Source organism: Rhodococcus sp. USK10 (genome assembly GCF_019378875.1).
GTDB classification, from domain to species: domain Bacteria; phylum Actinomycetota; class Actinomycetes; order Mycobacteriales; family Mycobacteriaceae; genus Rhodococcus_F; species Rhodococcus_F pseudokoreensis.
In genome coordinates this window covers 6,931,860-6,956,788 of sequence record NZ_CP076048.1, presented here as the reverse complement: position 1 = coordinate 6,956,788, position 24,929 = coordinate 6,931,860, and the positions used below count along the sequence as shown (strand labels likewise).

Below are 24,929 nucleotides of genomic sequence, written 5' to 3'. Positions count from 1 at the left end.
GAGATAATTCCTGCAGGTGGAGCTGTCGAGAACAGCAAGAGTGGAACGACCCAGAGGGAGCTTCATGCCAGTGCAGACCGCCGTGGTCGTCCTCGCCGCCGGCGCGGGAACTCGGATGCGGTCGAAGACCCCCAAGGTGTTGCACGCCCTGGGCGGACGCACCATGCTGGCGCATTCCCTGCACGCCGCCGCGGAGGTCGATCCGACGCACCTCGTCACCGTCGTCGGTCATGACAAGAAACGCGTCGGCGATGCTGTCGGCGCCCTCGAGACGGAACTGGGCCGCCCGATCGTGATCGCCGTTCAGGAGGAGCAGAACGGCACCGGGCACGCGGTCGAATGCGGCCTGTCCGCTCTGCCCGCCGACTTCCGCGGGACCGTGCTGGTCACCGCCGCGGACGTCCCCCTGCTCGACGGCCGCACCCTGCACGCTCTCGTCGACGAGCACCGCAGCGAACCCACCCCCGCGGCGGTCACGGTGCTGACGTTCACCGCCCCCGAGCCCCGGGGCTACGGTCGGATCGTCCGTCTCCCCCACGACGGTGAGATCGCCGAGATTGTGGAGGAGGCCGACGCCACCGAGGAGCAGGCGGCCATCACCGAGGTCAACGCCGGTGTGTACGCGTTCGACGCCGAGTTCCTGCGCTCGGCACTCGGGCAGCTCAACGCGAACAACGCGCAGGGCGAGCTGTACCTGACCGACGTCGTCAAGATCGCCCGCGAGGCCGGCGCTCCCGTCTTCGCAGCCCACCTGGCCGACTCCGCGAAGGTCGCAGGCGCCAACGACCGCGTCCAGCTGTCGAGGCTCGCCGCCGAGCTCAACCGTCGCACCGTCGAGAACTGGATGCGGGCCGGGGTCGCCGTCGTCGACCCGTCGACCACCTGGATCGACGTGGGCGTCACGCTGGCCCGCGATGTCACCATCCACCCAGGTGTGCAATTGCTCGGCACCACCTCCGTGGGTGAGGACGCCGTCATCGGTCCCGACACCACCCTCACCGACGTGTTGGTGGGCGAAGGCGCCAGCGTGGTGCGTACCCACGGCTCGGAATCGACGATCGGCGCGGGCGCCACCGTCGGCCCGTTCTCCTACCTGCGTCCCGGCACCGTCCTCGGTGCGTCCGGCAAGCTCGGCGCGTTCGTCGAGACGAAGAACGCCGACATCGGGGCGCACTCCAAGGTTCCTCACCTGACCTACGTGGGTGATGCCACGATCGGCGAGTACAGCAACATCGGTGCGTCGAGCGTGTTCGTCAATTACGACGGCGTCGCCAAGAGCCGTACGGTGGTGGGGTCGCACGTCCGGACCGGATCGGACACCATGTTCGTCGCTCCGGTACAGGTCGGTGACGGTGCTTACACCGGTGCCGGCACGGTGCTGCGTTTCGACGTACCGCCGGGGGCACTCGCGGTCTCCGGAGGCAAGCAGCGCAATATTGACGGCTGGGTGCAACGAAATCGGCCCGGTACCGCCGCCGCCGAGGCGGCGTCCGCCGCGAGACCGCATCACAGTTCAGATCTGCACGAAACCGAGAAGCAAGATTTAAAGGATGGCATAGAGCAGTGACCGCGAATTGGATCGACAACCAGAAGAACCTCATGCTTTTTTCTGGTCGCGCGCATCCGGAGCTGGCCGAACAGGTCGCGAAGGAACTCGACGTGCGGGTCACCCCGCAGACTGCCCGTGACTTCGCGAACGGCGAGATCTTCGTCCGTTTCGAGGAGTCGGTCCGCGGCTCCGACGCCTTCGTGCTGCAGAGCCACCCGGCCCCGCTGAACACGTGGGTGATGGAACAGCTGATCATGATCGACGCACTCAAGCGCGGATCGGCCAAGCGCATCACCGCGGTGCTGCCGTTCTACCCGTACGCCCGCCAGGACAAGAAGCACCGCGGCCGTGAGCCCATCTCCGCTCGCCTGATCGCCGACCTCCTCAAGACGGCCGGCGCCGACCGCATCATCACGGTCGACCTCCACACCGACCAGATCCAGGGCTTCTTCGACGGCCCCGTCGACCACATGCACGCCCAGGGTCAGCTCGCCGAGTACATCCGCGGCAATTACGGCACCGACAACATCGCCGTCGTCTCCCCCGACTCCGGTCGCGTCCGGGTCGCCGAGAAATGGGCCGACACCCTCGGTGGCGCGCCGCTGGCGTTCATCCACAAGACGCGCGACCCGCTGGTGCCCAACCAGGTGAAGTCCAACCGCGTGGTCGGTGACGTCGAAGGCCGCACCTGCATCCTCATCGACGACATGATCGACACCGGTGGAACCATCGCCGGCGCCGTGAAGATCCTCAAGGAGGCCGGAGCGGGCGACGTGATCATCGCCGCCACCCACGGTGTCCTGTCCGACCCGGCGGCCGAGCGCCTCGCCGCGTGCGGTGCGCGGGAAGTCATCGTCACCAACACGCTCCCGATCGACGAGTCGAAGAAGTTCCCGACCCTCACGGTGCTGTCCATCGCGCCGCTGCTGGCCCGCACCATCAAGGAAGTTTTCGAGAACGGCTCGGTCACGTCGCTGTTCAACGGCAACGCCTAGGCGCTTCGCGCCTGTGAGTGGTTGACGAGTCCAGGGACTCGTCAACCACTCACAGGCGTAGCCTTGCCGGTGTGTTCACCGGGATCCCCACCGCTGCTCTCGACTTCTACGAGGACCTCGAGGCAGACAACAGCAAGAGTTTCTGGACCGCGCACAAATCCGTCTACGACGACTCGGTGCGCGCACCCATGACCGCACTGCTCGCGGAACTCGAATCGGAGTTCGGCGCGGGCAAGGTGTTTCGCCCCTACCGCGACGTCCGGTTCTCGAAAGACAAGACGCCCTACAAGACCCACCAGGGCGGGTTCGTCGAGACCCGCCCCGGCGTGGGCTTCTACGTGCAGATCGATGCTGCCGGGCTGTTCGTCGCAGGCGGCTTCTACTCGCACACCCCGCTGCAGGTCGGGCGTTTCCGCGACGCCGTCGACGACGACCGCAGGGGCCGCGAACTCGTCCGGCTCGTGAAGAAGGTCCGGTCGTCCGGTTTCGAGATCGGCGGCGACACGCTGAAGACGCGTCCCCGCGGTGTCGCCGAGGACCACCCGCGCCTCGACCTGATGCGGCACAAATCGCTCACCGCCAGCCGGAGCTACCTCTCCCCCGACTGGATCGAAACACCCCGCGCCGCTGACGAAGTACGCACTGCCTGGCGTTCGATGCGTCCGCTCGTCGACTGGCTGACCGCCGTGATCGGCGCCGGAGAATGAAACTTACCGGTCGGGAAAACATGTGTGGCACACAGCGTTTCCTCGGCATTTTCCGGGCGTTGGCATGATCTTCGTCACGCTTGCCCGCAGAACCGCAGGTCGTACTTACGGCGATGTGACTCGCACGCGCGAATTCCCCTACTGTGGCTCGTCGTGATCGACGCGCAGACTCTCTCCGGCCCTATCGATATCGCTGCAATTCGAAACGTCCGGCGTTGGTCGCCGGGAGCGTGCGTATGGTGCGGAGACGACAACGCAGTCGAGATGTTCCGTAACGAACCTCGGTGTGGCACTTGCCGCGAGAAGGAAACGGTCATCGACGAGGCCCGCCGCTTCCTGGGCATGTACGGTCTGCGTCCGCTCGGCGGCACGTTGCAGTCCGACGACGACGAGGAGCGCGAGCACCGGGTCAACGCCCGCGACGCGCGCCGCGACCTCAACGACACGAAACTCTCCGAACTCCCGGACCCGGCCGCCGTGCGCAAGGCGCTCCGCCCCCGGGCTGCCAGCGTGGTGTCGGAGCCGCGCAGCAGCGCCCATTCCGGAACGTCGTCGGCCACCGCGGCGTCTCGCCCGAGCGCGTCCCGCACGTCCGCCACGCCGCCGGTGGCACCGGTACGCACCGACGCCGTCGACGTCGCCGCGCTCGAATCGCGCGTCACCGGCCTGCTCGATCAGCTCTCGACCATCGACGCGCAGATGAATCTGATCGGTGAGCCCGCCGGCCTCGCCGCACGCGCCCGGATCAGCGACCTCGAGAAGCAGCGCGCCACTGTGCTCCGCACCCTCGCGGCACTGGAGAAGGCCCGGATCGCGGCCGGCCGGTAGGCCACACTGCCCGGGCTGCCGCAGGGTGATACCGTCGCCCTTCGTGCAGCCCGCCTCCTCTCCCACCGCGCTGGTCATCGACGCGAAGAAACCGCCGATGGGCCCGATGCTGGTGACGCCCAACGCCCGGATCAACGGGTTTCCCGTTCCGCTTCGGTGGGGTCACAACGTCATTCCGGCGCCTCCCGGTGTGCACCACATCGAGATCGCGGTCCCGTGGATCTGGGAGCAGGGCAAGGCGCAGATCACCGTCGACAACCGGTATCATCCGGCTCCCCCGGTGTATTACGCGTCGCCGTTCAGCAGTTTCAGCAAGGGCGCCATCGACCATCGGCCGGTGAAGAATCCCGGCCTGCTCGGGCTGCTGCTCATTCTCACCCCGGTACTCGTCGTGATCCTCGCCGTAGTGGCGTTCGCCCTTTTCGGCTAGGTACCCGGCACCGCACCATTGACACTTCTTCCGATGTGTCTCACCATCGATACATGACCGCACATGTGTCGAGCGTCTCGTTCGTGCCGAGGTCCGGACCTACGTGGCGCGCCCCGTGGCAGATGTACGCCGCGCTGCGCGACCACGACCCCGTCCATCACGTCGTCCCCGAGGACGCACCCGGGAACGACTACTGGGTGTTGTCCCGGCACACCGACGTCTACGCCGCCGCCCGCGACGCCGAGACGTTCTCGTCCGCCGCCGGCCTCACCACGACGTACGGCGAGCTGGAGAAGATCGGCCTGCAGGACAATCCGCCGCTGGTGATGCTCGACCCGCCCGACCACACCGCGTTCCGCCGTCTCGTGTCGAAGGGATTCACCCCGCGGCAGGTCACGGCCGTCGAGCCGGAGGTCCGGGCGTTCGTGGTGGAGCGCCTCGAACGACTGCGGGAGGCCGGCGAGGGCGATGTCGTGAAGGAGCTGTTCAAGCCGCTGCCGAGCATGGTCGTCGCCCACTACCTCGGCGTCCCAGAGGAGGACCGGGCGCAATTCGACGGCTGGACCGACGCCATCGTCGCGGCCAACGCACTGGGCGACACGCTGCAGGCGACGAGTGCGGTCACCGACCTGATGGGCTACTTCGGCGGACTGATCGAGCGGCGGCGCACGGACCCCGGAGACGACACCGTCTCACATCTCGTCGCGAGCGGGCTGGGGGCCGACGGCGATCTCACCGGCCTGCTCTCTATCCTCGGTTTCGCGTTCACGATGGTCACCGGCGGCAACGACACGACCACCGGAATGCTCGGCGGCGCAGTCCAGTTGCTCACCGAACACCGGGATCAGCGCCGCGATCTGATCGACAACCCCGGGCTGGTCGGCGACGCCGTCGAGGAATTGCTGCGGCTCACGGCCCCCGTCCAGGGCCTCGCCCGCACGGTGACCCGCGACGTCGAGATCGAGGGCACCGTCATCCCCGAGGGCCGGAAGGTGTTCCTGCTGTACGGCTCCGCGAACCGCGACCCGCGCCGGTTCGGACGGGATTCCGAGGAGCTGGACGTGCGCCGCAGACCGACGCAGATCCTCACGTTCAGTCACGGGGCCCACCACTGCCTGGGCGCGGCCGCTGCCCGGATGCAGGCCCGGGTCGCGCTCGAAGAACTGCTGGTCCGCTGCCCCGACTTCACCGTCGACGTCGACGCCGTCGTCTACGCCGAGGGCAACTACGTGCGCCGCCCGACGAGCGTCCCGTTCCGGGTGCGCGAATGAACGCCGACTGGATGCGCGACGAACGCCCCCGCCTCGCCGCCGAGCGAATCCTCGACGTCGCCGCGCAGCTGTACGTCGAGAACGGCATCACCGCTGTCGGGATGGCCGACGTCGCCCGGGCGGCCGGATGTTCCCGCGCCACGCTGTACCGCTACTTCGACGGCAGGCAGGCGTTGCAGCTGGCGTTCGTCCACCGCGAGGCCCGGCGCATCGGCGCGCTGGTCGCGGAGGAGGTGTCCGGGACCGCCGACCCGAAGGACGCGATCGTGGACGCGATGCTGGCGGCGATCCGGCTGGTGCGCGCCGACCCGGCCCTGGCCGCGTGGTTTCAGCTCGGCGACTCGGGCCTGGCCGCGCAGCTCGCGCACTCGTCGGACGTCATCGAGTCGCTGGGCGCCGCCTTCCTCGGGCGGGCGGGGTTCTCCGGAGAGGAGACGTCCCGGAAGGCTCGGTGGCTCGTGCGGATCATCGTCTCCCTGCTCACCGTCCCGGGCATCGACGACACCGACGAACGCACGATGCTCGAGCAGTTCGTCGCCCCCACCCTGGCCGCGCACGACGCCGACGAACGGGACGCTCGTTCGATCTGACGCAACGAGCGTCCCGTTCGCCCGGGCAGGTGAGCGGCAAAGCGTGCGGCGGCACACCGCGCCACTCACGTGGGGGTCAGCCCTGGGGCGTGACCCGCAGCACCTGGTCGGTGGAACCGTTGTCCGTGGTGACGAGCAGAGAGCCGTCGGCGGTCGGGGTGACGGACCGGAGGCGGCCGTGCTGATTCTGCAGACCGAATGTCTGAGCGGTCACCGTCTGCCCGTCCGCGGACAGGCGCAGGAAGATCAGTTGCTGCGACTTGAGTCCGCCCATGACGAGGGCGCCGTCCCACCGACCCCATCCGGTGCCGGTCACGAACGCGCCGCTTCCGGTCGCCAGGGTGCTGCTGCCCGAACTCCACGCCGCGGCAACGGCTCCGGGCACGCGCACCGGGTCCGTCATCGGCACGGTTTCGTCGTAGATGCCGGGAATCCGGTCGGGCTTGTATCCGTAGTTGCCGCCGGCGACCAGGAGGTTTACCTCGTCGTCCCGGGATGTTCCCTGATCGACGGCGTAGACGCGGCCCGTTCCCGGCTGTTGCGCGAGACCCTGCGCGTTCCGGTGTCCCAGGGTGTACACAGGGCTCGCCGGGTCCGGATTTCCGGCGGCGGGCGTGCCGTCGGCGTTGATGTGGAGGGTCTTGCCGCCCAAAGAGTTCGGGTCCTGCGACACGGTCGGCTGCGCCGTGTCGCCGGTGCCGACGAACAGGGTGCCGTCGGCGGCCATCAGGATGCGGCAGCCGCCGTGGCGTCCCTCGTTGACGGGGATCCCGGTCAGGATCGCGTCGCCGCGGGTCAGCGCCGTCCAGCCGGCGTCGACGGTCCACGACTGGATTCGGATGTCGGTGACACCGCCGCCCTGGAAGCCTTGGCAGGTGTACAGGGTGCGGGACTGCGAGAAGTTGCTCGCGAGTGCGATCCCCATCAGCCCGGTCTCGGACTGTGCGTAGAGGTCGGAGAGGTCGGCGGTGACCGGTCCGGTGCTTCCGTCGGCACGCCGAACGAAGAACCCGCCCGACCGCTGGCCCGTGAGAACCGCACCGTCCGGAGCCTGCACCGCATCCCACGGATGGTCGAGCCCGTCGAGGACCGGCGTGACCGTCAGAGCCGGAAGGGTGTCTTCCGTCGGAATTCCCGGGTCGTCGCTGCTCGAGCCGAGACTTCCCGCGTCGAACGGAATGGGCAGCGGCTGAGCGGATGCCTGTGCGGCGGGGAGGCCGATAACGGCCGTGGTGGCGAGAGCAAGGGCAGCGAGCTTCGGTTGACGCACAAGTGCTCCTCGGGTCGTTGACGCGCTACGCGGCAACTATAAGCGCGCCGACGCCCGAAGTTGATCTTGTCGGTCACGTCCGCGCGGCGCACACCAGCGCGAAACGCTCGTCCGGGTCGGTCCAGACACGGTCGATGCCGAATCCCGCCTCCGCCAACTCCAGTCGAATGCCGTCGAGGGTGAACTTGGCGGAGATCTCCGTCCGCAGCTGCTCACCCGCGGCGAACTCGACGTCCAGATCAAGCTCGGCGATGCGAATCGACATCGCACGCTCGGCCTCGAGCCGCATCTCGATCCACTCGTTGCCGGCGTCCCACAGCGCGACGTGCCGGAACTCGTCTACCGGGAAATCCGCGTCGAGTTGCGAGTTGAGTACCTGCAGCACATTGCGGTTGAACTGTGCCGTCACCCCGGCGGCGTCGTCGTATGCCGGGACGAGAACGGCGGGATCGACGACCAGTCCGACACCGAGGAGGAGGTGCTCCCCGGGTTCGAGGACGTCGGCGATCCCGGAGAGGAACTCCGCGCGCTCGGCGGCCACCATGTTTCCGAGGGTGCCCCCGAGGAACGCGATCGTGCGGCGACCGCCGCGCGGAAGGTGGTGCAACGACTCGGTGAAGTCGCTGACGACACCGCGCACGGTGAGGTTCGGGAACTCCGTGCCGATCTGCTCCGCCGCCCCCTCGAGTGCGGACACCGACACGTCCTGCGGCACGTACGTGTGGAGGGTTCCGTGCCGGGTGCCGGCGTCGAGCAGCAGCCGGGTCTTCTCCGAGGACCCCGATCCGAGTTCCACGAGAATCTCCGGCGCCGCGACCGCGGCGATCTCCCCCGAATATCGCCTGAGCAGTTCCCGTTCCGTGCGCGTCGGGAAGTATTCGGGCAACGCGGTGATCTGCTCGAACAGTTCGCTGCCGCGGGCGTCGTAGAAGTATTTGGGCGGCAGCCACTTCGGGTTCGACGTGAGCCCGACGGTGGCGTCCTTACGGAGTGCGGCCTTCAGCTGTTCGGGCTGCAGGTACACCTCGAGGGTCGGTGTGGTGGTCATCGTGCTCCCATCTCGAGCGGGGTGACGATCAGGTGTCCGGGACGTGCGCTGACGAAGTGACGGTCCGGAATCGATTGCCATGCGGGGTCGTCGTCGTAGGGTTCGGACATCACGATGGCCCGTTCGTCGTCGACGAGCACCGACAGCGAGTGATGCCAGGTGGTCGCCCACAGTTCTGTGCCGTTGCCCAGCAGCAGATTCAGTCGCGAGTCCGGGGCGGCAGCGACGACGGACTGGACGAGTCCACACATGGCCTTCTCAGGGTCCTGCTCGCCGAGCGCCCGGCGCAGCAGCAGCCACAGCGCGGCCGAATCGGTCGGCGCCTCGAGTTGCAGCAGCTCGCTCACGGGCAGTTCCGCGGCGAGCCCGGTGAGCGACTCCGGCCAGCCGCGCACCACCCCGTTGTGGCTGAACGCCCAGGTGTCGTCGGAGAACGGTGCGCAGGCCGTGTGCTGCACGGGCATTCCGACCGTCGCCGACCGCGCGGCAGCCACCACGGCGTGGGAGCGGATGTTCGGCAACGTCTCTCGCACGACGGGATCCGACCACAGCGGCGCGGCACTGCGGTAGCGGGAGAATCCGTCCGCACTCCACCACCCGACACCGAACCCGTCGGCGTTGACGGTTCCGCCGCCCCTCATGTCGCGTGGCGCGTAGGACTGGTGCAGCAGCGAGTTCTCGCCGCAACCGACGAGGTCGGCCACTGATCGTTCCGGTCCCAGATAGCCCAGGTGTCGGCACATCTCAGCAGTCGTCTCCCGGAAGGTCCCGGGCACAGCGGAATCCGGAGAAGATCTGCCTGCGGATCGGGTGGTCCCAGTTGCGGAACGTCCCGCGGCACGCCACCGGATCGGTGCCGAACGAACCGCCGCGCAACACGCGGTAGTCGCCGCCGTAGAACACCTCCGAGTATTCGCGGTACGGGAACGCCGCGAAACCGGGATAGGGCTCGAAGGGCGACGACGTCCACTCCCACACGTCGCCGATCAGCTGATGCACGCCGAGCGGGGACGCCCCCGACGGATATCCGCCGACCACCGCGGGTCCGAGGTGGCGCTGCCCGAGGTTGGCCAGCGACGCGTCGGGTTCGCCGTCGCCCCAGGGGAATCGGCGCGAACGGCCACTGAACGGATCCCATCGCGCCGCCTTCTCCCATTCGGCCTCCGTCGGCAGCCTCTTGCCGTCCCAGCGCGCGAACGCCTCGGCTTCGAAGAAGCAGACGTGCACCACCGGTTCCTGGGGATGGATCGGCTCGGTGACCCCGAACCTGCGGCGCCACCACGTTCCGCAGCCGTCGTTCTCCCAGAACTGGGGCGCTTCCAGCCCCGCGTCGAGGCGATGGGCCCATCCCCGCTCGCTCCACAGCTCGGGGCGCGCGTACCCGCCGTCGTCGACGAACTCGAGGTAGCGGGCGTTGGTGACGGGGACGGCGTCGATCACGAACGCCGGAACGTATACCGGATGTGCGGACCTCTCGTTGTCGAGCGCCCACGGATCGTCCGACGTTCCCATCGTGAATTCGCCTGCGGGAACGACCACTTCGTCCTCGGCGATCGCCCCTCCGACACGCGGCGCACTCTCCGCGGTCAACACCGCTGCACCGGAACGTAGTTGGTGGGTGGCGAGCATCGTTTCGGCGTGCTGCTGCTCGTGTTGCGCGATCATGCCGAACGCGAATCCGCCCTCCTCGAGCGGGCGGCCCCGGAACGTGCTGCCGTCGAGGACGTCCCACGCCTTGTCGCGAACGGTACGGAGGTATTCCCTGGCCTCGTCCGGGTTCAACAGCGGAAGGGAGGGCCGGGAGTTCCTGGAATGTTTGAATGCGTCGTACAACTCGTCGATGTCACGGCGGACGGGTTCGCGGCCGCCGACGTCCCGCACGAGCCACAATTCTTCCTGGTTGCCGATGTGCGCGAGATCCCACACGAGTGGGCTCATCAGCGGGGAATGCTGCGTCACGAGGTCTTCCCCGTCGACACAGTCCGTCAATCCGGCGGTGCGCTCCCGCGCCCGGGTCAGCACGGTCTCGATCTTTTCGCGGGTACCCATCAGCGTTCCTCGCTCGGGGCCTGGCCCCGGCAACATCGTTCGGCGGCGGTGTCGAGCAGTCTGACGAATTCGGGGTCGGGCGAGTACGCCGCCGCAAGCGACAGCAGAGCTGTTGCCGCAGCACGCAGTTCGAGGTCGGCCAGGCCGAACTCGGCGGCGTCCCGCCAGCGTTCGGCGGTGGGCAGTGCCGCGGCGAGCGCCTCGGCCATGGCTCCCGGCCCCGACAGCAGTGCGTCGATCGCCGCGATCGGAACCCGCCACTGATCGCCCGGTTGCGCGTCGAGGTAACGCACCTCCAGATGCCCGGCAGCCCGAACCGGTGGGAACAGGGTGGTGAGGTGATAGTCGAGGTCGGCGGACGTCGGGCGGCCGATCACGTCGTCCAGCGCCCCCTCCACCCAGTCCGCGAAAGTTGCGCCTTCGGGCGCCGTCCAGTCCGGTCCGTCGTTGCGGATGCACAGCAACGGCACGTCCAGCACCCACGCCGCGTAGTCCGCGCTGTGCGGGGTTCCGGTGGTCCGCGGCGAATCGAGTTCGAGCCACGTCCGCATCCGCTGCGACGCCCACTGCCCGTCGGGTACCCCGTACAGCCGCGGTGAACACGCGAAGGCCGCGATCAACGCGGGTCCGACCGCATGCAGCAGGTGCCACCGCCTCTCCACCGCAACCGGATCGACTCCGGCATCCACGCTGATCTGGGTCGCGGCGGTATTGCACATCATCAGCTTGCCGAAGGGCCCGATGCCCGTGAATCGGGATTCCATGGCGCAGTACCGCGGTGACTGGAGGAGACGCTGGGCGGGTCTGCGGGTGTCCGCGGCCTCGGAGGACATCTGAATCGACCGCGCCGACAACAGATCGGCGAGTACCGCCTGATCGGCGGCGAGGTAGTCGCACAATTCCCGTGCGGAGTGATAGGGGGCGCTGGAAAGTTCGATCTGTCCGCCAGGTTCGATCGTGACGGCGCTGCCACCGGGAAGGGGCTGGGCAGGAGAAGAGGGATCGATGGTTCTGGGGGTGTGCGGCCCGAGAGCTTCGGCGAGAGCGGCGAGGTCGGGACGCACGTGTTCCGGCAGTTGCGCGGTCAGCCACTCCAATTCCGCGCCGATCAGCTGTGGTGGCCCGAGTTTGAAGCACACACCACCCAGATACGCCTCTGCCGCAGGTCGCGACGTGAGACACGTTGCTTCGACGGACTGAACTGCAGTAGCCATTCGACCCTCCCCTTCGGGCGCCGCCTGAACGTCGTTATCGACATTAGAGCGCCTCGGCCGTCGATGCACGCCCCATCGGCATACTTTTCGAGGAACCTCACGGGTACGTTCGAGTCCAATTACCGCAAAACGGGAGGTATCGGACATGCTCGACCTCGAGCAGGCGCGACGGGACACCCCCGGGTGCCTCGACAAGGTGTTCCTGGACAGCGCGGGCTCCTCGCTTCCTCCGGCCCCGGTCCTGGACGCGGTGTTCGCGCACCTGCGCCGGGAGGCCGACGTCGGCGGCTACGTCGCGGCGGCGGAACGAGCCGATGATCTCGCGGCCGTGAAGTCGTCACTGGGCCGCCTGATCGGGGCGAGCGCCGACAGCATCGCACTGGTGGACAGCGCCACCACCGCCTGGAACGACTTCTTCCACGCCGTCCCGCTCGAGGCCGGCGACCGGGTGCTGATCTCGGAGGTCGAGTACGCCAGCAATGCCATCGCCGTCCTGCAGCGGGCCCGCTCCGTCGGCGCGACGGTCGACGTCATTCCCAGCGACCCCACCGGCCAGATCGACGTCGCCGCCCTCGGGACGCTCCTCGACGACCGGGTCCGTCTCGTGTCCCTCGTGCACGTGCCCACCAACGGCGGCCTGGTCAACCCCGTCCGCGAGGTGACGGAACTGGCGCACGCGCACGGCGCGCTCGTGCTTCTCGACGCGTGCCAGTCCGTCGGCCAGATCGCCCTCGACGTGGGCGAACTGGGCGTCGACGCGCTCTCCGCCACGGGACGCAAATGGCTGCGCGCACCGCGGGGGACCGGCTTCCTGTACGTCCGGCAGGATCTGGCCGCGACGCTCGAACCGGCCGCGCTCGACCTGCACAGCGCGGAGTGGACCGCGGCGGACGCGTACCGCCTGGCGACCGATGCCAGCCGGTTCGAGTTCTGGGAGTGCGACGTGGCCGCCCGCCTCGGGCTCGGGGTGGCGGCCGACTATCTCCTCGCCCTCGGAGTGGACGAGGTCGAGTCGGCAGTAGTGGCCGGGGCCGAGCACCTCCGGACAGGGCTCGCGGCGATCCCCGGCGTCACCGTGCGCGACCTCGGCGCCCGCCGCTGCGGAATCGTCTCGTTCACCGTCGACGGGTTCGATCCCGGCGACGTCCGGAAACTGCTGGCCGCCCGCGACGTCACCGTCACGGCCAGCCTGCGCGGTTCGACGCTGCTCGACATGAGCGCCCGCGGACTGGACGCCGTGGTGCGCGCGTCGCCGCACTACTTCTGCTCCCCCGACGATCTCGACCGGTTCCTCGCCGAGGTCCGGACACTCGCGAAGTAGCGCAGTACGCTGGAATGCACCCGAGATTCAGGACTTCGTGATGACTGACCAGGGGTCACCGGCGCTGCACCGCTTCGCCGCGGAGAAGGTCGTGCAATTACAGACGCGCAAACGCGACGGGTCGTGGGTGGACACCCCGGTCAATATCGCCGTGAAGGGCGATCGGGCGTACTTCCGCACCCCGGGCCGGGCGTCGAAGAACAAACGGCTGCGCAATTTCCCGGACGTCCGGATCCGCCCGTGCACGTGGTCCGGGAAGCCGACGGGCCCGCCGGCGCAGGCGACGGCGCGACTGCTGTCCGGTGAGGAGGCGCGTGCCGCGGGCGCGCTGATCGACAAGAAGTATCCCGTGGTGCAGCGGATCGGGGTTCATCTCGCGCACCGTCTCGCGCGGACGCCGACCCTGCACTACGAGCTGTCCGGCGTCACGGACCTGCCCGAATAGCCGGGCAACAGCCTTCCGGCACCGCGTCCCACTCACCGGGAGATCCACCGAATCTGGTTTTGTAACAGGTTACAGTTTGGGGGTAACCCACGTCACATTCTCCCGTGACCGCCCGAGAGGACTTCCACCCATGGTCGACGCCACACCGATCCGCCCCCGGTCCGCAGCAACGGTCACCGAGTGGGACTACGAGGCCGACGTCGTGGTCGCGGGTTACGGCATCGCCGGGGTGTCCGCCGCCATCGAGGCGGCACGGGCCGGCGCCGACGTCCTGGTCCTCGAGCGCACCAGCGGATGGGGCGGTGCCGCCGCACTCGCCGGCGGCTTCATCTACCTCGGCGGCGGGACGCCGCTGCAGAAGGCGTGCGGGTTCGACGACTCCCCCGAGAACATGAAGACGTTCATGATGGCGGCGCTCGGCCCGGGCGCCGACGAGGAGAAGATCACCGACTACTGCGAGGGCAGCGTCGCGCACTACAACTGGCTCGTCGACTGCGGGGTCCCGTTCAAGGAGAGCTTCTGGGGCGAACCCGGCTGGGAGCCGCCGTTCGACGACGGGCTCATGTACTCCGGCGGCGAGAACGCGGCACCGTTCAACGAGATCGCCACCCCCGCACCGCGCGGGCACGTTCCGCAGATGGACGGCAAGCGGACGGGCGAGAAGGGCGGCGGCTACATGCTGATGAAGCCGCTCGTCGAGACCGCCGAAAAGCTCGGGGTCCGAGCCGAATACGACATGCGCGTCCAGACGCTCGTCACCGACGACACCGGACGCGTCGTCGGGATCGTCGCCAAACAGTACGGCAAGGAGGTGGCCGTGCGGGCGCGTCGCGGCGTCGTCCTCGCCACCGGCAGCTTCGCGTACAACGACAAGATGATCGAGGCCCACGCCCCGCGGCTCATCGGCCGCCCCGGCGCCGCCATCGAGGAGCACGACGGGCGCTCGATCCTCATGGCGCAGGCCCTCGGCGCCGATCTCGCCCACATGGACGCCACCGAGGTCGCGTTCCTCTGCGACCCCCAGTTGGTCGTCCGCGGCATCCTCGTCAACGGCCGGGGGCAGCGCTACGTCCCGGAGGACACCTACTCCGGGCGGATCGGCCAGATGACCCTGTTCCACCAGGACAACCAGGCGTTCCTCGTCATCGACGAGGCGTCGTACGAGGAGGGCGCGGCCGCGACCACGGCAACGCCGTTCCTGCGCGCCCAGCCGAAGTGGGCGGCGGAGACCGTCGAGGAACTCGAATCCGACATGGGCCTGCCCGCCGGCGCACTCCAGTCGACCGTCGAGGTGTACAACAAGCACGCCGTCGAAGGGTCGGACCCGTTGCTGCACAAGAAGTCCGAATGGGTGAAGCCGATCGGCTCGCCCGTCGCCGCCCTCGACCTGCGCGGTTTCACGCTCGGCTTCACCCTCGGCGGCCTGCGGACGACCGTGAACTCCGAGGTCCTGCACGTGTCCGGCGAACCCATTCCCGGCCTGTTCGCGGCGGGACGGTGCACGTCCGGGGTGTGCGCAGGCGGCTACGCCAGCGGTACGTCCCTCGGCGACGGCAGCTTCTACGGCCGCCGCGCCGGCATCAGCGCGGCGAAGCAGAACTGACCGGATCTACCCCTGACCGGACCTACCCGACGCGCCGGACCGTCACACCGGCCGCGAACCGGTACGGCTGGGTGCTCAGGACCGCCCCGAGACTCTTGCGCAGACGCGAGACCTCGGCGCGGACCGCCACTACGTGGTCGCGGTCGCCGAACAACGCTTCGCTGAGCGAGGCGGCGTCGACGCCCGCCGTTCCGGCCGCCGACAGCACCCGCAGGATCTGGGCGTGCCGCGGCGAGAGCGCCCGCGTCCAGTTGACGTCGCCCCGGACCGTCACCTGCGGCGCATCGCCGAGGTCGAGTTCCAGTTCGATGGCCGCGCCGTCGACGCGTCGGCGCACCAGCCAGCCGTCACCGAGCGGTTCGGGCACGCACAGCCCGAGCCCCGGGACGAGCAGCGGTTTGTCGAGGCTCGGCGGCGCGACCCGCTCCGGCGCCGCGATGCCACTCGCCTCCGCGACCCAGCCGTGCTTGTCGACGACCAGCGCCGGACCTCCCGCCGACGCGAGCAGCGGTGCCGCCCGGCCGCGCAGCCTGTCCAGTTGCGCCGTGTGCTCACGCCACAGTGTCGCCTCGGCCAGACGCACCGCGGTGCGGACCAGCGCGACGGTGGTCGGGTGGACGGACATCGCCGACCCGCTGATGTCGACCACGCCGAGGATCTCGCCGGTGCGCGGGTCGTGCACCGGCGACCCGGTGCAGGACCAGCCGTGGTGCGTGGGCGCGTAATGCTCTGCCGAGAACAGTTGCACCGCAGCATCTTCGATCAGAGCTGTGCCGATCGCGTTGGTGCCGACGGCCTGTTCGGCCCAGCGCGCACCCTCCGTGAACCCGAGCGCGTCGGCCGCCTTCTGGACTCCGCGAGAACCCTCCCGCCACAACAGGACACCGTCGGCGTCGGCGATGACGACGATGAAATTCGCGTCCTCCGCGACCTGCGTCAACGTGCTGCGCAACTCCGGGAGCACGGTGCGCAGCGCGGTCCGGGTGCGCCGCGCCTCGATCTCGGAGAAGTCGGCGGGCTCCACGTCGGCGCAGTGGTCCGGGCTCACGCCGCCCGCCTGCAGACGGGACCACGACCGCGCCACCACGCCCCGCGGAAGCGCCGGCGGCCGCTGCCCGGAGAGCACGGCGTCGTGCACCTGGCTGAGCAGCCGCGCATGCCGCGGCAGATCCACACCGGTTGCCACTGCGGTCAGCCGGTCGGCGGTCGGGCGTTCAGCGCTCACACCGCCGAGGCTACCCGCAGCGTTGTGAGCCACACCACTGCCCGCCGCCGGACCGCGGTGGCCGCACCACCCGCCCGAGGGCACCCGATTAGCAGGTCAGCGGCCCATCCGGTAGAGTTCCATAAGTTGTCTCGGCGAGGGTGAACCAGAAGTTCCAATTGGCTGGCTCACCGTGATCGACGCGGCTACGGCTCTGCTCGAGCGTTTCGCTCCTGGCCGTCGCGCGTTCGTCCCTCGTCGACTCGAACCGCCCGCCAGTTACCACCGTGAGTTGTAGGAGCCGTTTCACCATGTCTGACGAAAATCGCCTCGTAGCCGCCGTGCGCACCGAGTTCGGTAAGGGCGCCGCCCGCCGCGCACGCCGCGACGGCCAGGTCCCCGCAGTCCTGTACGGCCACGGTGAGGATCCCCGCCACCTGAACGTGCCCTCCCGCGACTTCGCCGCCATCCTGCGCGCGCACGGCACCAACGCCATCCTGACCCTCGACATCGAGGGCAAGGAGCAGGTCGCGCTCACCAAGTCGGTCGTGGTTCACCCGATCCGCAACTACATCGAGCACGCCGACCTCCTCGTCATCAAGAAGGGCGAGAAGGTCACCGTCGACGTCCCCGTCGTCGTCACCGGTGAGGCCGCTTCCGGCACCCTGGTCGCGCAGGACGCCGCCACCGTCTCCCTCGAAGCGGACGCGCTGCACATCCCCGAGCAGATCGAGGTTTCGGTCGAGGGCCTCGAGGTCGGCACCCAGATCCTGGCCAACCAGCTCGAGCTGCCCAAGGGTTCGACCCTGCAGGCCGACGAGGAACTGCTCATCGTGAACGTCGTCGCGGCCCCGACCGCTGCCGACCTCGAAGAGGAGACCGGCGAAGCCGCGGCCGAGACCGCCGAGGCTCCGGCCGAAGAGGGCTCCGAGAGCTGATCCTCTCGCAACCGCACTGATGTCGGCGGCGCGTCGTCCCGGATTGTCCCGGGGTGACGCGCCGCTGTCGTCTGACACGACCCCCTCACGCACGGAAGGACCCTGTCGGTGAGTGAAGACACCGCCCTGGTGGTGGGTCTGGGCAACCCCGGACCGCAGTACGAGAAGACCCGGCACAACGTCGGCTTCATGGTGGCCGGCGTGCTGTCCGCGCGCATGGGTGGCAAGTTCAGCGCCCACAAGAAGAGCGGCGCCGAGATCGTCCAGGGCCGGCTCGAGGGCCGGCCGACGATCCTCGCCAAACCGCGGTCGTTCATGAACCTGTCCGGTTCCGCCGTCGCCGGGCTGGCCCGCTTCTTCTCCGTCGACCCGGGCAACATTGTCGTCATCCACGACGAACTCGACCTCGACTTCGGGACCATCCGCCTCAAGCAGGGCGGCGGCGAGGGCGGGCACAACGGGCTGCGGTCCATCTCGCAGTCGCTCGGCACCAAGGACTATCTGCGCACCCGCGTCGGGATCGGCCGTCCCCCCGGGCGGATGGATCCGGCGTCGTACGTGCTCAAGCCGTTCTCGTCGGTGGAACGCAAGGAACTCGACCTCGTCTGCGAGGAATCGGCGGACGCCGTCGAACTGGTCCTGCGCGTGGGGCTCGAGGCCGCGCAGAACCGCCTGCATTAGCGCTTCGCGCCCGTGAGTGGTTAACGAGTCCAGAGACTCCTCAACCACGCACGGGCGCGGAGCGCCTACCCCACCAGGTTCGCGGACGTGGCGCGGCGGAGTTTGCCCGAGGACGTCTTGGGGATGCTGCCGGGCCCGAGGACGGCGACGGTGCGGGGTCGCACACCGACCTCGGAGAACACCGCGTGCACGACCTCGTGCTCGATGCGCTTGACCGTTTCGGGGTCCTGGTAGTCGTTGGTCTCGACCGCGACGGCGAAGCTTTCCCGCTTCTGCCCGGCGTCGAGGCGCACGGCCACCGCATTGCCGGGGCGCACTCCGGCGACGGTGCCCGCGGCCCGCTCGATGTCGGTCGGGTAGATGTTGCGGCCGCCCATGATGATGACATCCTTGACGCGACCGCACACGACGACGAGGCCCTCTTCGGTGAAGTAGCCGACGTCGCCGGTGTTCAGCCAGCCGTCCGCGTCCTGTGCGGGCTTGTGCCCGTCGAGGGTGATGTATCCGGGGGTGACCGCCTTGCCGCGGACCTCGATGATGCCGACACCGCGGGTCGGGAGCAGTTCCCCCTCGTTGTCGACGACGCGTCCCTCGAGGTTCGGCACCATCTTTCCGAGGGTGGCGAGGGCGCGCGCGTTCGGCTTGTGCGACGGGACGGCACGCTGCATCGCCTCGAGCAGGTCCGGGTCGACGTGGTCGACGACCTGCCCCTGGTCCGGGTCGGGGATGGAGACGGCGAGGGTGGTCTCCGCCATTCCGTAGACGGGGGCGAGTGCGGACGGGTTCAGCCCGAACCGGGCGCCTGCCTCGGCGAGCGCGTTCATGGTTTCGGGGTCCACGGGTTCGGCGCCGTTCCACATGTACCGGACGGTGCTGAGGTCGACTGCGCCGTCCTCCGCCTGCTTGAGGCGGCGGGCCAGCAGGGAGTACGCGAAATTGGGGGCGGCCGTGACGGTGCCCTTGTACTTGCCCATCAGTTCCGCCCACAGCAGCGGCGTGCGGAGGAAGTCCATCGGGGTGATGCTCACGACCTCCGCGCCGACCTGCATGGGCACGCTGAGGAATCCGACCATCCCCATGTCGTGGAACAGCGGCAGCCAGCTGATCATCACGTCGTCCTCGATGGAGAACTTGATGCGGTCGATCATGGCGTAGGCGTTGGTGTAGAAGTTCTCGTGCGTGATCTGCACGGCCTTGGGCGAACCGGTGGACCCCGACGTGAGTTGCTGCAGGGCGATGTCGCTCTCGAACGTCTCGACCGGGTCGATGGGTGTGCCCTCGTTCAGCTCGGCCACCGTCACGACGGTGATGCCGCGTTCCTCCAGGAGCGGCTTGGCGGCGTCGAACGGCGCACCGAGGATGACGGCCTTCGCCTCGATCATGGTGATGACGGTTTCGGTGTCCTTCGCCCACACGGCCAGATCGGTCCGCGGGGTCGGCTGGTGCAGCATGGTGACGGACGCGCCGCGCATCCAGGCGCCCTGGCAGGAGGGTGCGATGTCGACGGGCTGACCGGCGAGGATGCCGATGGCGTCGCCGTGGCCGATGCCCGCGTCGGCCAGAGCGCCCGCCATGCGGCGCGCCGCCTTGTGGATCTCACCCCACGGCTGTCGTAGAGGCGCGTCGGGCTCACCCGTGTTGAGACCACGGGTGCTGCTCGCCGCGGTCGCGTACATCTCGTCGGTGAACTTGCTCACTGTCTTCCTCCTGCACATACGGGTGTCCGAACGCAGAAACGGTGAACTCCGGAGCGCCCCGACGACTCACTGATTAATACGTGACCGGCCGTCGATCGTTACTCGTCCCTGGCTGTGCGCCCGTGGATGTGACTGTGCTGCGAGTTCGTCTTCGGCACCCGAGTAACCTGGTATGCGGCCACACGGCCTTCCCGCACGCATCCCGTCCCCCGAGAGGTTCTTCGTTGACTACCCCGTCCGACTCGGCCGACACCATTCCAGCCGAGGCGGCGCCTGCCGCCGCGTCCGGCTCATCGGACGCGAAATCCGAGGCATCCGCCTCACCGGAGGGGAAATCCGAGAAGGGTGTCCGGGCCGAGGCGTCGCGTCGCCGCACGTTCGCCGTGATCTCGCATCCCGACGCCGGTAAGTCGACGCTGACGGAGGCGCTCGCGCTGCACGCGAAGGTCATTTCCGAGGCGGGCGCCGTCCACGGCAAGGCGGGCCGCAAGTCGACGGTGTCCGACTGGATGGAGATGGAGAAGGCCCGCGGCATCTCGGTCAGCTCCACCGCCCTGCAGTTCAACTACCGCTCCACCGAGGCGTCGGCGGACGAGCCCGTCGACAACGTGATCAATCTGGTGGACACGCCCGGCCACTCCGACTTCTCCGAGGACACATACCGCGTCCTGACCGCAGTCGACGCCGCCGTCATGCTGATCGACGCCGCGAAGGGTCTCGAACCGCAGACACTGAAGCTGTTCCAGGTGTGCCGTCATCGCGGAATTCCGGTGATCACCGTCATCAACAAGTGGGACCGGCCGGGCCAGACGCCGCTGGAGCTTCTCGACGAGATCCAGGAACGCATCGGGCTCACCCCCACCCCCCTGTACTGGCCCGTCGGGATCGCCGGCGATTTCCGGGGACTGCTCCGGCGCGGCGAGGACGGTGCCCCGCGGGAGTACATCCGGTTCACGCGCACCGCCGGCGGCGCGAAGATCGCCCCCGAAGAGGTCATGGACGCCGACGCCGCCCTCGCGAAGGAGGGCTCCGAGTGGGAGACCGCCGCGGAGGAGAGCGAACTGCTGTCGGCCACCGGTCAGGACCACGACCAGGAACTCTTCCTCGGCGGCCAGACGTCGCCCGTGATCTTCGCGTCGGCGATGCTCAACTTCGGTGTCCGCCAGATCCTCGACACGCTCGTCGAGCTGGCACCGCCGCCGCGCGCGCGGGACGACGTCGACGGCACCCCCCGCGACGTCGCCGACCCGTTCAGCGCGGTCGTCTTCAAGGTCCAGGCCGGCATGGACACCGCGCACCGCGACCGGCTGGCGTTCATGCGCATCGTGTCGGGCGTCTTCGAGCGCGGCATGGTGGTCACCCACGCCCAGACCGGTAAGCCGTTCACGACGAAGTACGCGCAGACCGTGTTCGGCCGTGAGCGTTCGACCGTCGAATCGGCGTACCCCGGCGACGTGGTGGGACTCGTCAACGCCACCGCACTCGCCCCCGGTCACACCCTGTTCTTCGAGAAGAAGGTGGAGTTCCCGCCGATCCCGTCGTTCGCGCCGGAGCACTTCTCCATCCTGCGGGCCGAGAGCGCGGGCAAGTACAAGCAGTTCCGGCGGGCCGTGGATCAGCTCGATTCCGAGGGTGTCGTGCAGATCCTCCGCAACGACCTCCGCGGCGACGCCTCCCCCGTCATGGCGGCCGTCGGCCCCATGCAGTTCGAGGTGGTCGCGGCGCGGATGAAGGCCGAGTTCAACGTCGAGGCCCGGATGGAACCGCTGGGCTACGCGTTGGCGCGGCGCACCGACGCCGAGTCGGCCGACGAACTGAACCGTCAGCGCGGTGTCGAGGTGTTCACCCGCTCGGACGGGGTGATGCTGGCCCTCGTCAGCGACAAGTGGCGGTTGCAGTACATCCAGAAGGAACTGCCCGACCTCACGCTCGAACCCCTCGTCGCCGCCGCCGACTAGTGCCGACGCGCTTCGATCATCGGCGGGTCCCGCGGCCCGCCGATGATCGAAGAGGCTACTGCGCCAGCACCTTCCGCCCCGCTGCCAGAATCTGCTCCAATGTGTACCGGTGCTCGGCACTGGCGTCGACGAGCGGCGCCCGCACCGAACCGGCGTCGAGGCCGGTGAACGTCACGCCCGCCTTCACCAGCGCGACCGCGTATCCGGGGGTGGTGTCGCGGAGCCGGACCAGCGGATGGAAGAACTCGCGGTTGAGCGAGTCGACCAGTTCGGTGTCGTCCTCCTCGAGCGCCCGGTAGTAGGCGAGCGACACGTCCGGGGCGAACGCGAACGTCGCCGACGAGTAGAGGGTGACGCCGATGCTCCGGTAGGCCTGCTGCGAGACCTCGGCCGTCGGGAGGCCGTTGAAGAACTGAAACTCTTTGTCGCCGAGAGAATCACGCAGCGTGCGCACGATTCGCGACGTCAGGTCGAGATCGCCGACGCCGTCCTTGAACCCGACGACCTTCGGCAGTCGCGCGACCGCGAGAGCGCTCTGCTCGGTGAACTGGCCGTTCGCGCGGTGATACACGATGACCGGGAGGTCACTCGATTCCGACACCTGCCTCACGTACTCCACGAGGCCGTCGGCAGGCGCTCCGACGAGGTAGGGCGGCAGGAGCAGGATGCCGTCGGCTCCGGCGTCCGCGGCGGCGGCCACGAACTCTTTCGCGACGGGCAGCGCTCCTCCGGCGCCGGCGAAGACGGGGACCCGGCCGCCGGTTGCCGTGACCACCGTTTCCACGACGGTCCGGAACTCGGCCGCGGACAGTGCGTGGAATTCGCCGGTGCCGCACGCGGCGAACACTCCGCCCGGTCCGGCCGCGACACCGGTTTCGATGTGCTGTTCCAGCGCGGGCAGATCGACGTCGCCGTTGTCGTCGAACGGGGTGACAGGGAAGAAGAGAACTCCGTCAAGCATGGTCTTGCTCCTTGATCGATGTGGTCGGATGTCCGTCGGGGAGGGCGGGGTCGCCGCTAGTCGACGAGTCGTTCACCGGTGACGGTGGAGAACAGGTGGGTGCGCTCGGCGGCGTACGACAGCGTGATCACCTCTCCGCGCTTCGGCGGGATACGACCGTCGGCGCGAACGACGATGGGCTGCCTTCGCCCGTGAATGTCCGCCTGGCCGTACACGTATGCGTCGGCGCCGAGTTCCTCGACGACATCGATGGTGACGTCGAGCCCGCTGCCCGTGGTGATCGCGAGATCCTCGGGACGCACACCGAGCGTGACCGAGTGCTCCCCGATCCCGGCAATCGCGGCCCGCGGAACGGGGACCACGGAGCCGCCGAAGCTGACACCGCCGTCGACGAGGGGAAGTTCGAGCAGGTTCATCGCGGGCGAGCCGATGAACCCGGCGACGAACACATTGTTCGGGTGCTCGTACATGCGGCGCGGAGTGTCGCACTGCTGGAGAACTCCGTCTTTCAGGACGGCGACGCGGTCACCCATCGTCATGGCCTCGACCTGATCGTGCGTCACGTAGACGGTGGTGGTGGCGAGCCTGCGCTGCAGCGCCGAGATCTGCGCACGGGTCTGCACGCGGAGCTTGGCATCGAGGTTGGACAGCGGTTCGTCCATCAGGAACACCTGCGGCTTGCGAACGATGGCGCGCCCCATGGCCACTCGCTGCCGCTGACCACCGGAGAGGGCCTTGGGCTTGCGGTCGAGGAACTTGGTGAGGTCGAGGATCCTGGCGGCGTCCTGGACGCGTCGCTTGATCTCCGCCTTGTCCTCGCCGGCGATCCGGAGGCCGAAGCCCATGTTCTCCCCCACCGTCATGTGGGGGTAGAGGGCGTAGTTCTGGAAGACCATGGCGATGTCACGGTCCTTCGGCTGGAACTCGGTGACGTCGTTGCCGCCGATGGCGATCGTGCCCTTGTCCACGTCCTCGAGTCCCGCGAGCATGCGCAGGGACGTCGACTTCCCGCAGCCGGACGGTCCGACCAGGACGAGGAATTCGCCGTCGTCGATGTGGAGGTCCAGGTGGTCGACCGCGGCCTTGTCGCCGCCGGGGAACAGCTTGGTGACGCCGTGGAATGCGACTGTTGCCATGATGGTGGGAGGTCCCTTCACCGGCAGGAACGTGCCGGACGATCCGGGTGGGAGTGTGAAGTAAGCGGCCGATCTCCATATGTTGTTCACATACGTGAATCTGCGCCAAGGTAGTGACTTCGTTTCGAAGTATGTACTACCGTGATGTGCATTACAAGACTTACTCCCAGAGAGGTACGAGAAGACATGACCGACATCGCCTCGCGTCTACTGATCACCGGCGCCGCAGGAAACATGGGCAAGATGCTGCGGCCGCTACTCCGCAAGCCCGGCCGCACCCTCCGCCTGTTCGACATCGCCGACATCACCGACATCGACCCCGGACACGAGGAGTACGTACAGGGTTCGGTCACCGACCGCGCCGCCGTGGCCGCCGCGGTCGACGGCGTCGACGCCGTGCTCCACCTGGGCGGACTCAGCACCGAGGACTCGTGGGAGAACATTCTGTCCGTCAACGTCGACGGCACCCAGGCGGTGTTCGAGGCCGCCGTCGCGCACGGCGTGACGCGCGTGATCGCAGCGTCGAGCAACCACGCCGTGGGCTTCTGGACGCACGCGGAGGCCGGCGGTGACCCGCTGCCCGGCGACGTTCCGCCGCGCCCGGACGGGTTCTACGGCTGGAGCAAGGCAGCGGTCGAGGCACTGGGCCGGCTGTACCACGACCGTTTCGGCATCGACGTCGTCAACCTGCGCATCGGCTCGAGCTTCGACCGGCCGCCCAACTACCGCGGGCTCGCGTCCTGGATGTCGCCGGCCGACACCGCTCGCCTGATCGAGGCCGCTTTGTCCGACTCCGCCAAGGGATTCCACACCGTGTGGGGCATCTCGCGGAACACCCGCAGCTGGTGGTCCGCAGCGGAGGGCGCCGCCATCGGCTACGAACCACAGGACGACGCGGAGGTGTTCGCGGACGAGTTCCTCGCCGACCACGAATGGTCCTTCGACGACCCGATCCTCCAGCGGGTCGGCGGAGCATTCTGCGACCACCCGCTCGGGCAGCGGATGCGGTGACGTCCCGAGGTGGGCGCCGTGGG

General features: G+C 68.6%; 23 protein-coding genes. 14 read left to right on the top strand and 9 right to left on the bottom strand.

What is annotated here, in order from left to right; translation table 11 throughout:
- Positions 1–64 precede the first annotated feature (64 nt).
- The 7 genes from glmU (at position 65) to I1A62_RS38845 (ending at position 6,370) form a co-directional block, all read left to right on the top strand.
- Positions 65–1,567 (top strand): bifunctional UDP-N-acetylglucosamine diphosphorylase/glucosamine-1-phosphate N-acetyltransferase GlmU, encoded by a 1,503-nt coding sequence (gene glmU, locus I1A62_RS38875; RefSeq protein WP_124389309.1) that lies wholly within the window; start codon positions 65–67, stop codon positions 1,565–1,567.
- A complete protein-coding gene (locus I1A62_RS38870) occupies positions 1,564–2,544 on the top strand; it encodes a ribose-phosphate diphosphokinase (RefSeq protein ID WP_124389308.1) in 981 nt (326 codons plus the stop codon). Before glmU ends, I1A62_RS38870 begins: the two co-directional genes overlap by 4 nt.
- Positions 2,545–2,615: 71 nt before the next feature.
- Entirely contained in the window at positions 2,616–3,251 is a 636-nt protein-coding gene (locus tag I1A62_RS38865; RefSeq protein ID WP_219457579.1) for a DUF2461 domain-containing protein, read from the top strand.
- A 264-nt stretch (positions 3,252–3,515) separates the two neighbouring features.
- Positions 3,516–4,079: a hypothetical protein gene (locus I1A62_RS38860; protein WP_124389306.1), complete on the top strand. Its 564-nt coding sequence runs from the start codon at positions 3,516–3,518 to the stop codon at positions 4,077–4,079.
- 43 nt (positions 4,080–4,122) lie between these two features.
- Positions 4,123–4,509, top strand: a complete 387-nt coding sequence (locus I1A62_RS38855; protein ID WP_124389305.1) for a hypothetical protein — start codon at positions 4,123–4,125, stop codon at positions 4,507–4,509.
- A gap of 53 nt (positions 4,510–4,562) precedes the next feature.
- Entirely contained in the window at positions 4,563–5,780 is a 1,218-nt protein-coding gene (locus I1A62_RS38850) for a cytochrome P450 (protein WP_219457577.1), read from the top strand.
- Entirely contained in the window at positions 5,777–6,370 is a 594-nt protein-coding gene (locus I1A62_RS38845; protein ID WP_219457575.1) for a TetR/AcrR family transcriptional regulator, read from the top strand. The genes I1A62_RS38850 and I1A62_RS38845 overlap by 4 nt, the downstream gene beginning before the upstream one ends.
- Before the next feature lie 76 nt (positions 6,371–6,446).
- Here I1A62_RS38845 and I1A62_RS38840 read toward each other — a convergent pair whose 3' ends face one another.
- The 5 genes from I1A62_RS38840 to egtA all read right to left on the bottom strand — a co-directional run bounded on the left by I1A62_RS38840 (position 6,447) and on the right by egtA (position 11,951).
- Positions 6,447–7,640: a sorbosone dehydrogenase family protein gene (locus I1A62_RS38840; protein ID WP_219457573.1), complete on the bottom strand. Its 1,194-nt coding sequence runs from the start codon at positions 7,638–7,640 to the stop codon at positions 6,447–6,449.
- A gap of 73 nt (positions 7,641–7,713) precedes the next feature.
- The gene (gene egtD / locus I1A62_RS38835; RefSeq protein ID WP_219457572.1) at positions 7,714–8,688 is read right to left on the bottom strand and encodes an L-histidine N(alpha)-methyltransferase; all 975 of its coding nucleotides are present in this window, start codon (positions 8,686–8,688) and stop codon (positions 7,714–7,716) included.
- Positions 8,685–9,431, bottom strand: coding sequence for an ergothioneine biosynthesis protein EgtC (gene egtC / locus I1A62_RS38830; RefSeq protein WP_219457570.1), 747 nt, complete (start codon positions 9,429–9,431; stop codon positions 8,685–8,687). The genes egtD and egtC overlap by 4 nt, the downstream gene beginning before the upstream one ends.
- Position 9,432: 1 nt before the next feature.
- Positions 9,433–10,737: an ergothioneine biosynthesis protein EgtB gene (gene egtB, locus I1A62_RS38825; protein WP_219457569.1), complete on the bottom strand. Its 1,305-nt coding sequence runs from the start codon at positions 10,735–10,737 to the stop codon at positions 9,433–9,435.
- Positions 10,737–11,951: an ergothioneine biosynthesis glutamate--cysteine ligase EgtA gene (gene egtA / locus I1A62_RS38820; protein WP_124389299.1), complete on the bottom strand. Its 1,215-nt coding sequence runs from the start codon at positions 11,949–11,951 to the stop codon at positions 10,737–10,739. The genes egtB and egtA overlap by 1 nt, the downstream gene beginning before the upstream one ends.
- Before the next feature lie 145 nt (positions 11,952–12,096).
- Here egtA and I1A62_RS38815 point away from each other — a divergent pair, with 145 nt between their 5' ends.
- The 3 genes from I1A62_RS38815 (at position 12,097) to I1A62_RS38805 (ending at position 15,320) form a co-directional block, all read left to right on the top strand.
- The gene (locus I1A62_RS38815) at positions 12,097–13,272 is read left to right on the top strand and encodes an aminotransferase class V-fold PLP-dependent enzyme (protein ID WP_219457567.1); all 1,176 of its coding nucleotides are present in this window, start codon (positions 12,097–12,099) and stop codon (positions 13,270–13,272) included.
- Positions 13,273–13,312: 40 nt separating this feature from the next.
- Complete coding sequence (locus I1A62_RS38810; RefSeq protein ID WP_218269428.1) at positions 13,313–13,717, top strand: PPOX class F420-dependent oxidoreductase; 405 nt, start codon at positions 13,313–13,315, stop codon at positions 13,715–13,717.
- Between the two features lie 130 nt (positions 13,718–13,847).
- Positions 13,848–15,320, top strand: coding sequence for an FAD-dependent oxidoreductase (locus I1A62_RS38805; protein ID WP_219457565.1), 1,473 nt, complete (start codon positions 13,848–13,850; stop codon positions 15,318–15,320).
- A 22-nt stretch (positions 15,321–15,342) separates the two neighbouring features.
- Here the strand turns inward: I1A62_RS38805 and I1A62_RS38800 are convergent, their stop codons facing one another.
- Complete coding sequence (locus tag I1A62_RS38800) at positions 15,343–16,545, bottom strand: helix-turn-helix domain-containing protein (protein ID WP_219457563.1); 1,203 nt, start codon at positions 16,543–16,545, stop codon at positions 15,343–15,345.
- 290 nt (positions 16,546–16,835) lie between these two features.
- Here I1A62_RS38800 and I1A62_RS38795 point away from each other — a divergent pair, with 290 nt between their 5' ends.
- A complete protein-coding gene (locus I1A62_RS38795) occupies positions 16,836–17,462 on the top strand; it encodes a 50S ribosomal protein L25/general stress protein Ctc (RefSeq protein ID WP_124389293.1) in 627 nt (208 codons plus the stop codon).
- A 108-nt stretch (positions 17,463–17,570) separates the two neighbouring features.
- Complete coding sequence (pth, locus tag I1A62_RS38790) at positions 17,571–18,143, top strand: aminoacyl-tRNA hydrolase (RefSeq protein ID WP_087560038.1); 573 nt, start codon at positions 17,571–17,573, stop codon at positions 18,141–18,143.
- Positions 18,144–18,208: 65 nt separating this feature from the next.
- Here the strand turns inward: pth and I1A62_RS38785 are convergent, their stop codons facing one another.
- A complete protein-coding gene (locus tag I1A62_RS38785) occupies positions 18,209–19,840 on the bottom strand; it encodes a fatty acyl-AMP ligase (protein ID WP_219457562.1) in 1,632 nt (543 codons plus the stop codon).
- A gap of 224 nt (positions 19,841–20,064) precedes the next feature.
- On the opposite strand from I1A62_RS38785, the gene I1A62_RS38780 reads away from it, so the two are divergent.
- The gene (locus tag I1A62_RS38780) at positions 20,065–21,798 is read left to right on the top strand and encodes a peptide chain release factor 3 (protein ID WP_124389291.1); all 1,734 of its coding nucleotides are present in this window, start codon (positions 20,065–20,067) and stop codon (positions 21,796–21,798) included.
- 55 nt (positions 21,799–21,853) lie between these two features.
- On the opposite strand, the gene I1A62_RS38775 is transcribed toward I1A62_RS38780, so the two are convergent.
- Positions 21,854–22,759: a 5-dehydro-4-deoxyglucarate dehydratase gene (locus I1A62_RS38775; protein ID WP_219457560.1), complete on the bottom strand. Its 906-nt coding sequence runs from the start codon at positions 22,757–22,759 to the stop codon at positions 21,854–21,856.
- A 56-nt stretch (positions 22,760–22,815) separates the two neighbouring features.
- Positions 22,816–23,895 carry an ABC transporter ATP-binding protein gene (locus I1A62_RS38770; RefSeq protein WP_206005898.1) on the bottom strand — a complete coding sequence of 360 codons (1,080 nt, stop codon included), beginning with the start codon at positions 23,893–23,895 and terminating at the stop codon, positions 22,816–22,818.
- A 186-nt stretch (positions 23,896–24,081) separates the two neighbouring features.
- On the opposite strand from I1A62_RS38770, the gene I1A62_RS38765 reads away from it, so the two are divergent.
- Positions 24,082–24,906: an NAD(P)-dependent oxidoreductase gene (locus I1A62_RS38765; protein WP_219457559.1), complete on the top strand. Its 825-nt coding sequence runs from the start codon at positions 24,082–24,084 to the stop codon at positions 24,904–24,906.
- Positions 24,907–24,929 lie beyond the last annotated feature (23 nt).

Coding starts and splice junctions, on each gene's coding strand:
- I1A62_RS38805 (WP_219457565.1), top strand. CDS start 13,848: ATGGTCGACGCCACACCGATCCGCCCCCGGTCCGCAGCAACGGTCACC.
- egtD (WP_219457572.1), bottom strand. CDS start 8,688: ATGACCACCACACCGACCCTCGAGGTGTACCTGCAGCCCGAACAGCTG.
- I1A62_RS38860 (WP_124389306.1), top strand. CDS start 3,516: ATGTTCCGTAACGAACCTCGGTGTGGCACTTGCCGCGAGAAGGAAACG.
- I1A62_RS38815 (WP_219457567.1), top strand. CDS start 12,097: ATGCTCGACCTCGAGCAGGCGCGACGGGACACCCCCGGGTGCCTCGAC.
- I1A62_RS38845 (WP_219457575.1), top strand. CDS start 5,777: ATGAACGCCGACTGGATGCGCGACGAACGCCCCCGCCTCGCCGCCGAG.
- egtA (WP_124389299.1), bottom strand. CDS start 11,951: ATGGCTACTGCAGTTCAGTCCGTCGAAGCAACGTGTCTCACGTCGCGA.
- egtC (WP_219457570.1), bottom strand. CDS start 9,431: ATGTGCCGACACCTGGGCTATCTGGGACCGGAACGATCAGTGGCCGAC.
- egtB (WP_219457569.1), bottom strand. CDS start 10,737: ATGGGTACCCGCGAAAAGATCGAGACCGTGCTGACCCGGGCGCGGGAG.
- I1A62_RS38795 (WP_124389293.1), top strand. CDS start 16,836: ATGTCTGACGAAAATCGCCTCGTAGCCGCCGTGCGCACCGAGTTCGGT.
- glmU (WP_124389309.1), top strand. CDS start 65: ATGCCAGTGCAGACCGCCGTGGTCGTCCTCGCCGCCGGCGCGGGAACT.
- I1A62_RS38850 (WP_219457577.1), top strand. CDS start 4,563: ATGACCGCACATGTGTCGAGCGTCTCGTTCGTGCCGAGGTCCGGACCT.
- I1A62_RS38770 (WP_206005898.1), bottom strand. CDS start 23,895: ATGGCAACAGTCGCATTCCACGGCGTCACCAAGCTGTTCCCCGGCGGC.
- I1A62_RS38810 (WP_218269428.1), top strand. CDS start 13,313: ATGACTGACCAGGGGTCACCGGCGCTGCACCGCTTCGCCGCGGAGAAG.
- I1A62_RS38775 (WP_219457560.1), bottom strand. CDS start 22,759: ATGCTTGACGGAGTTCTCTTCTTCCCTGTCACCCCGTTCGACGACAAC.
- I1A62_RS38765 (WP_219457559.1), top strand. CDS start 24,082: ATGACCGACATCGCCTCGCGTCTACTGATCACCGGCGCCGCAGGAAAC.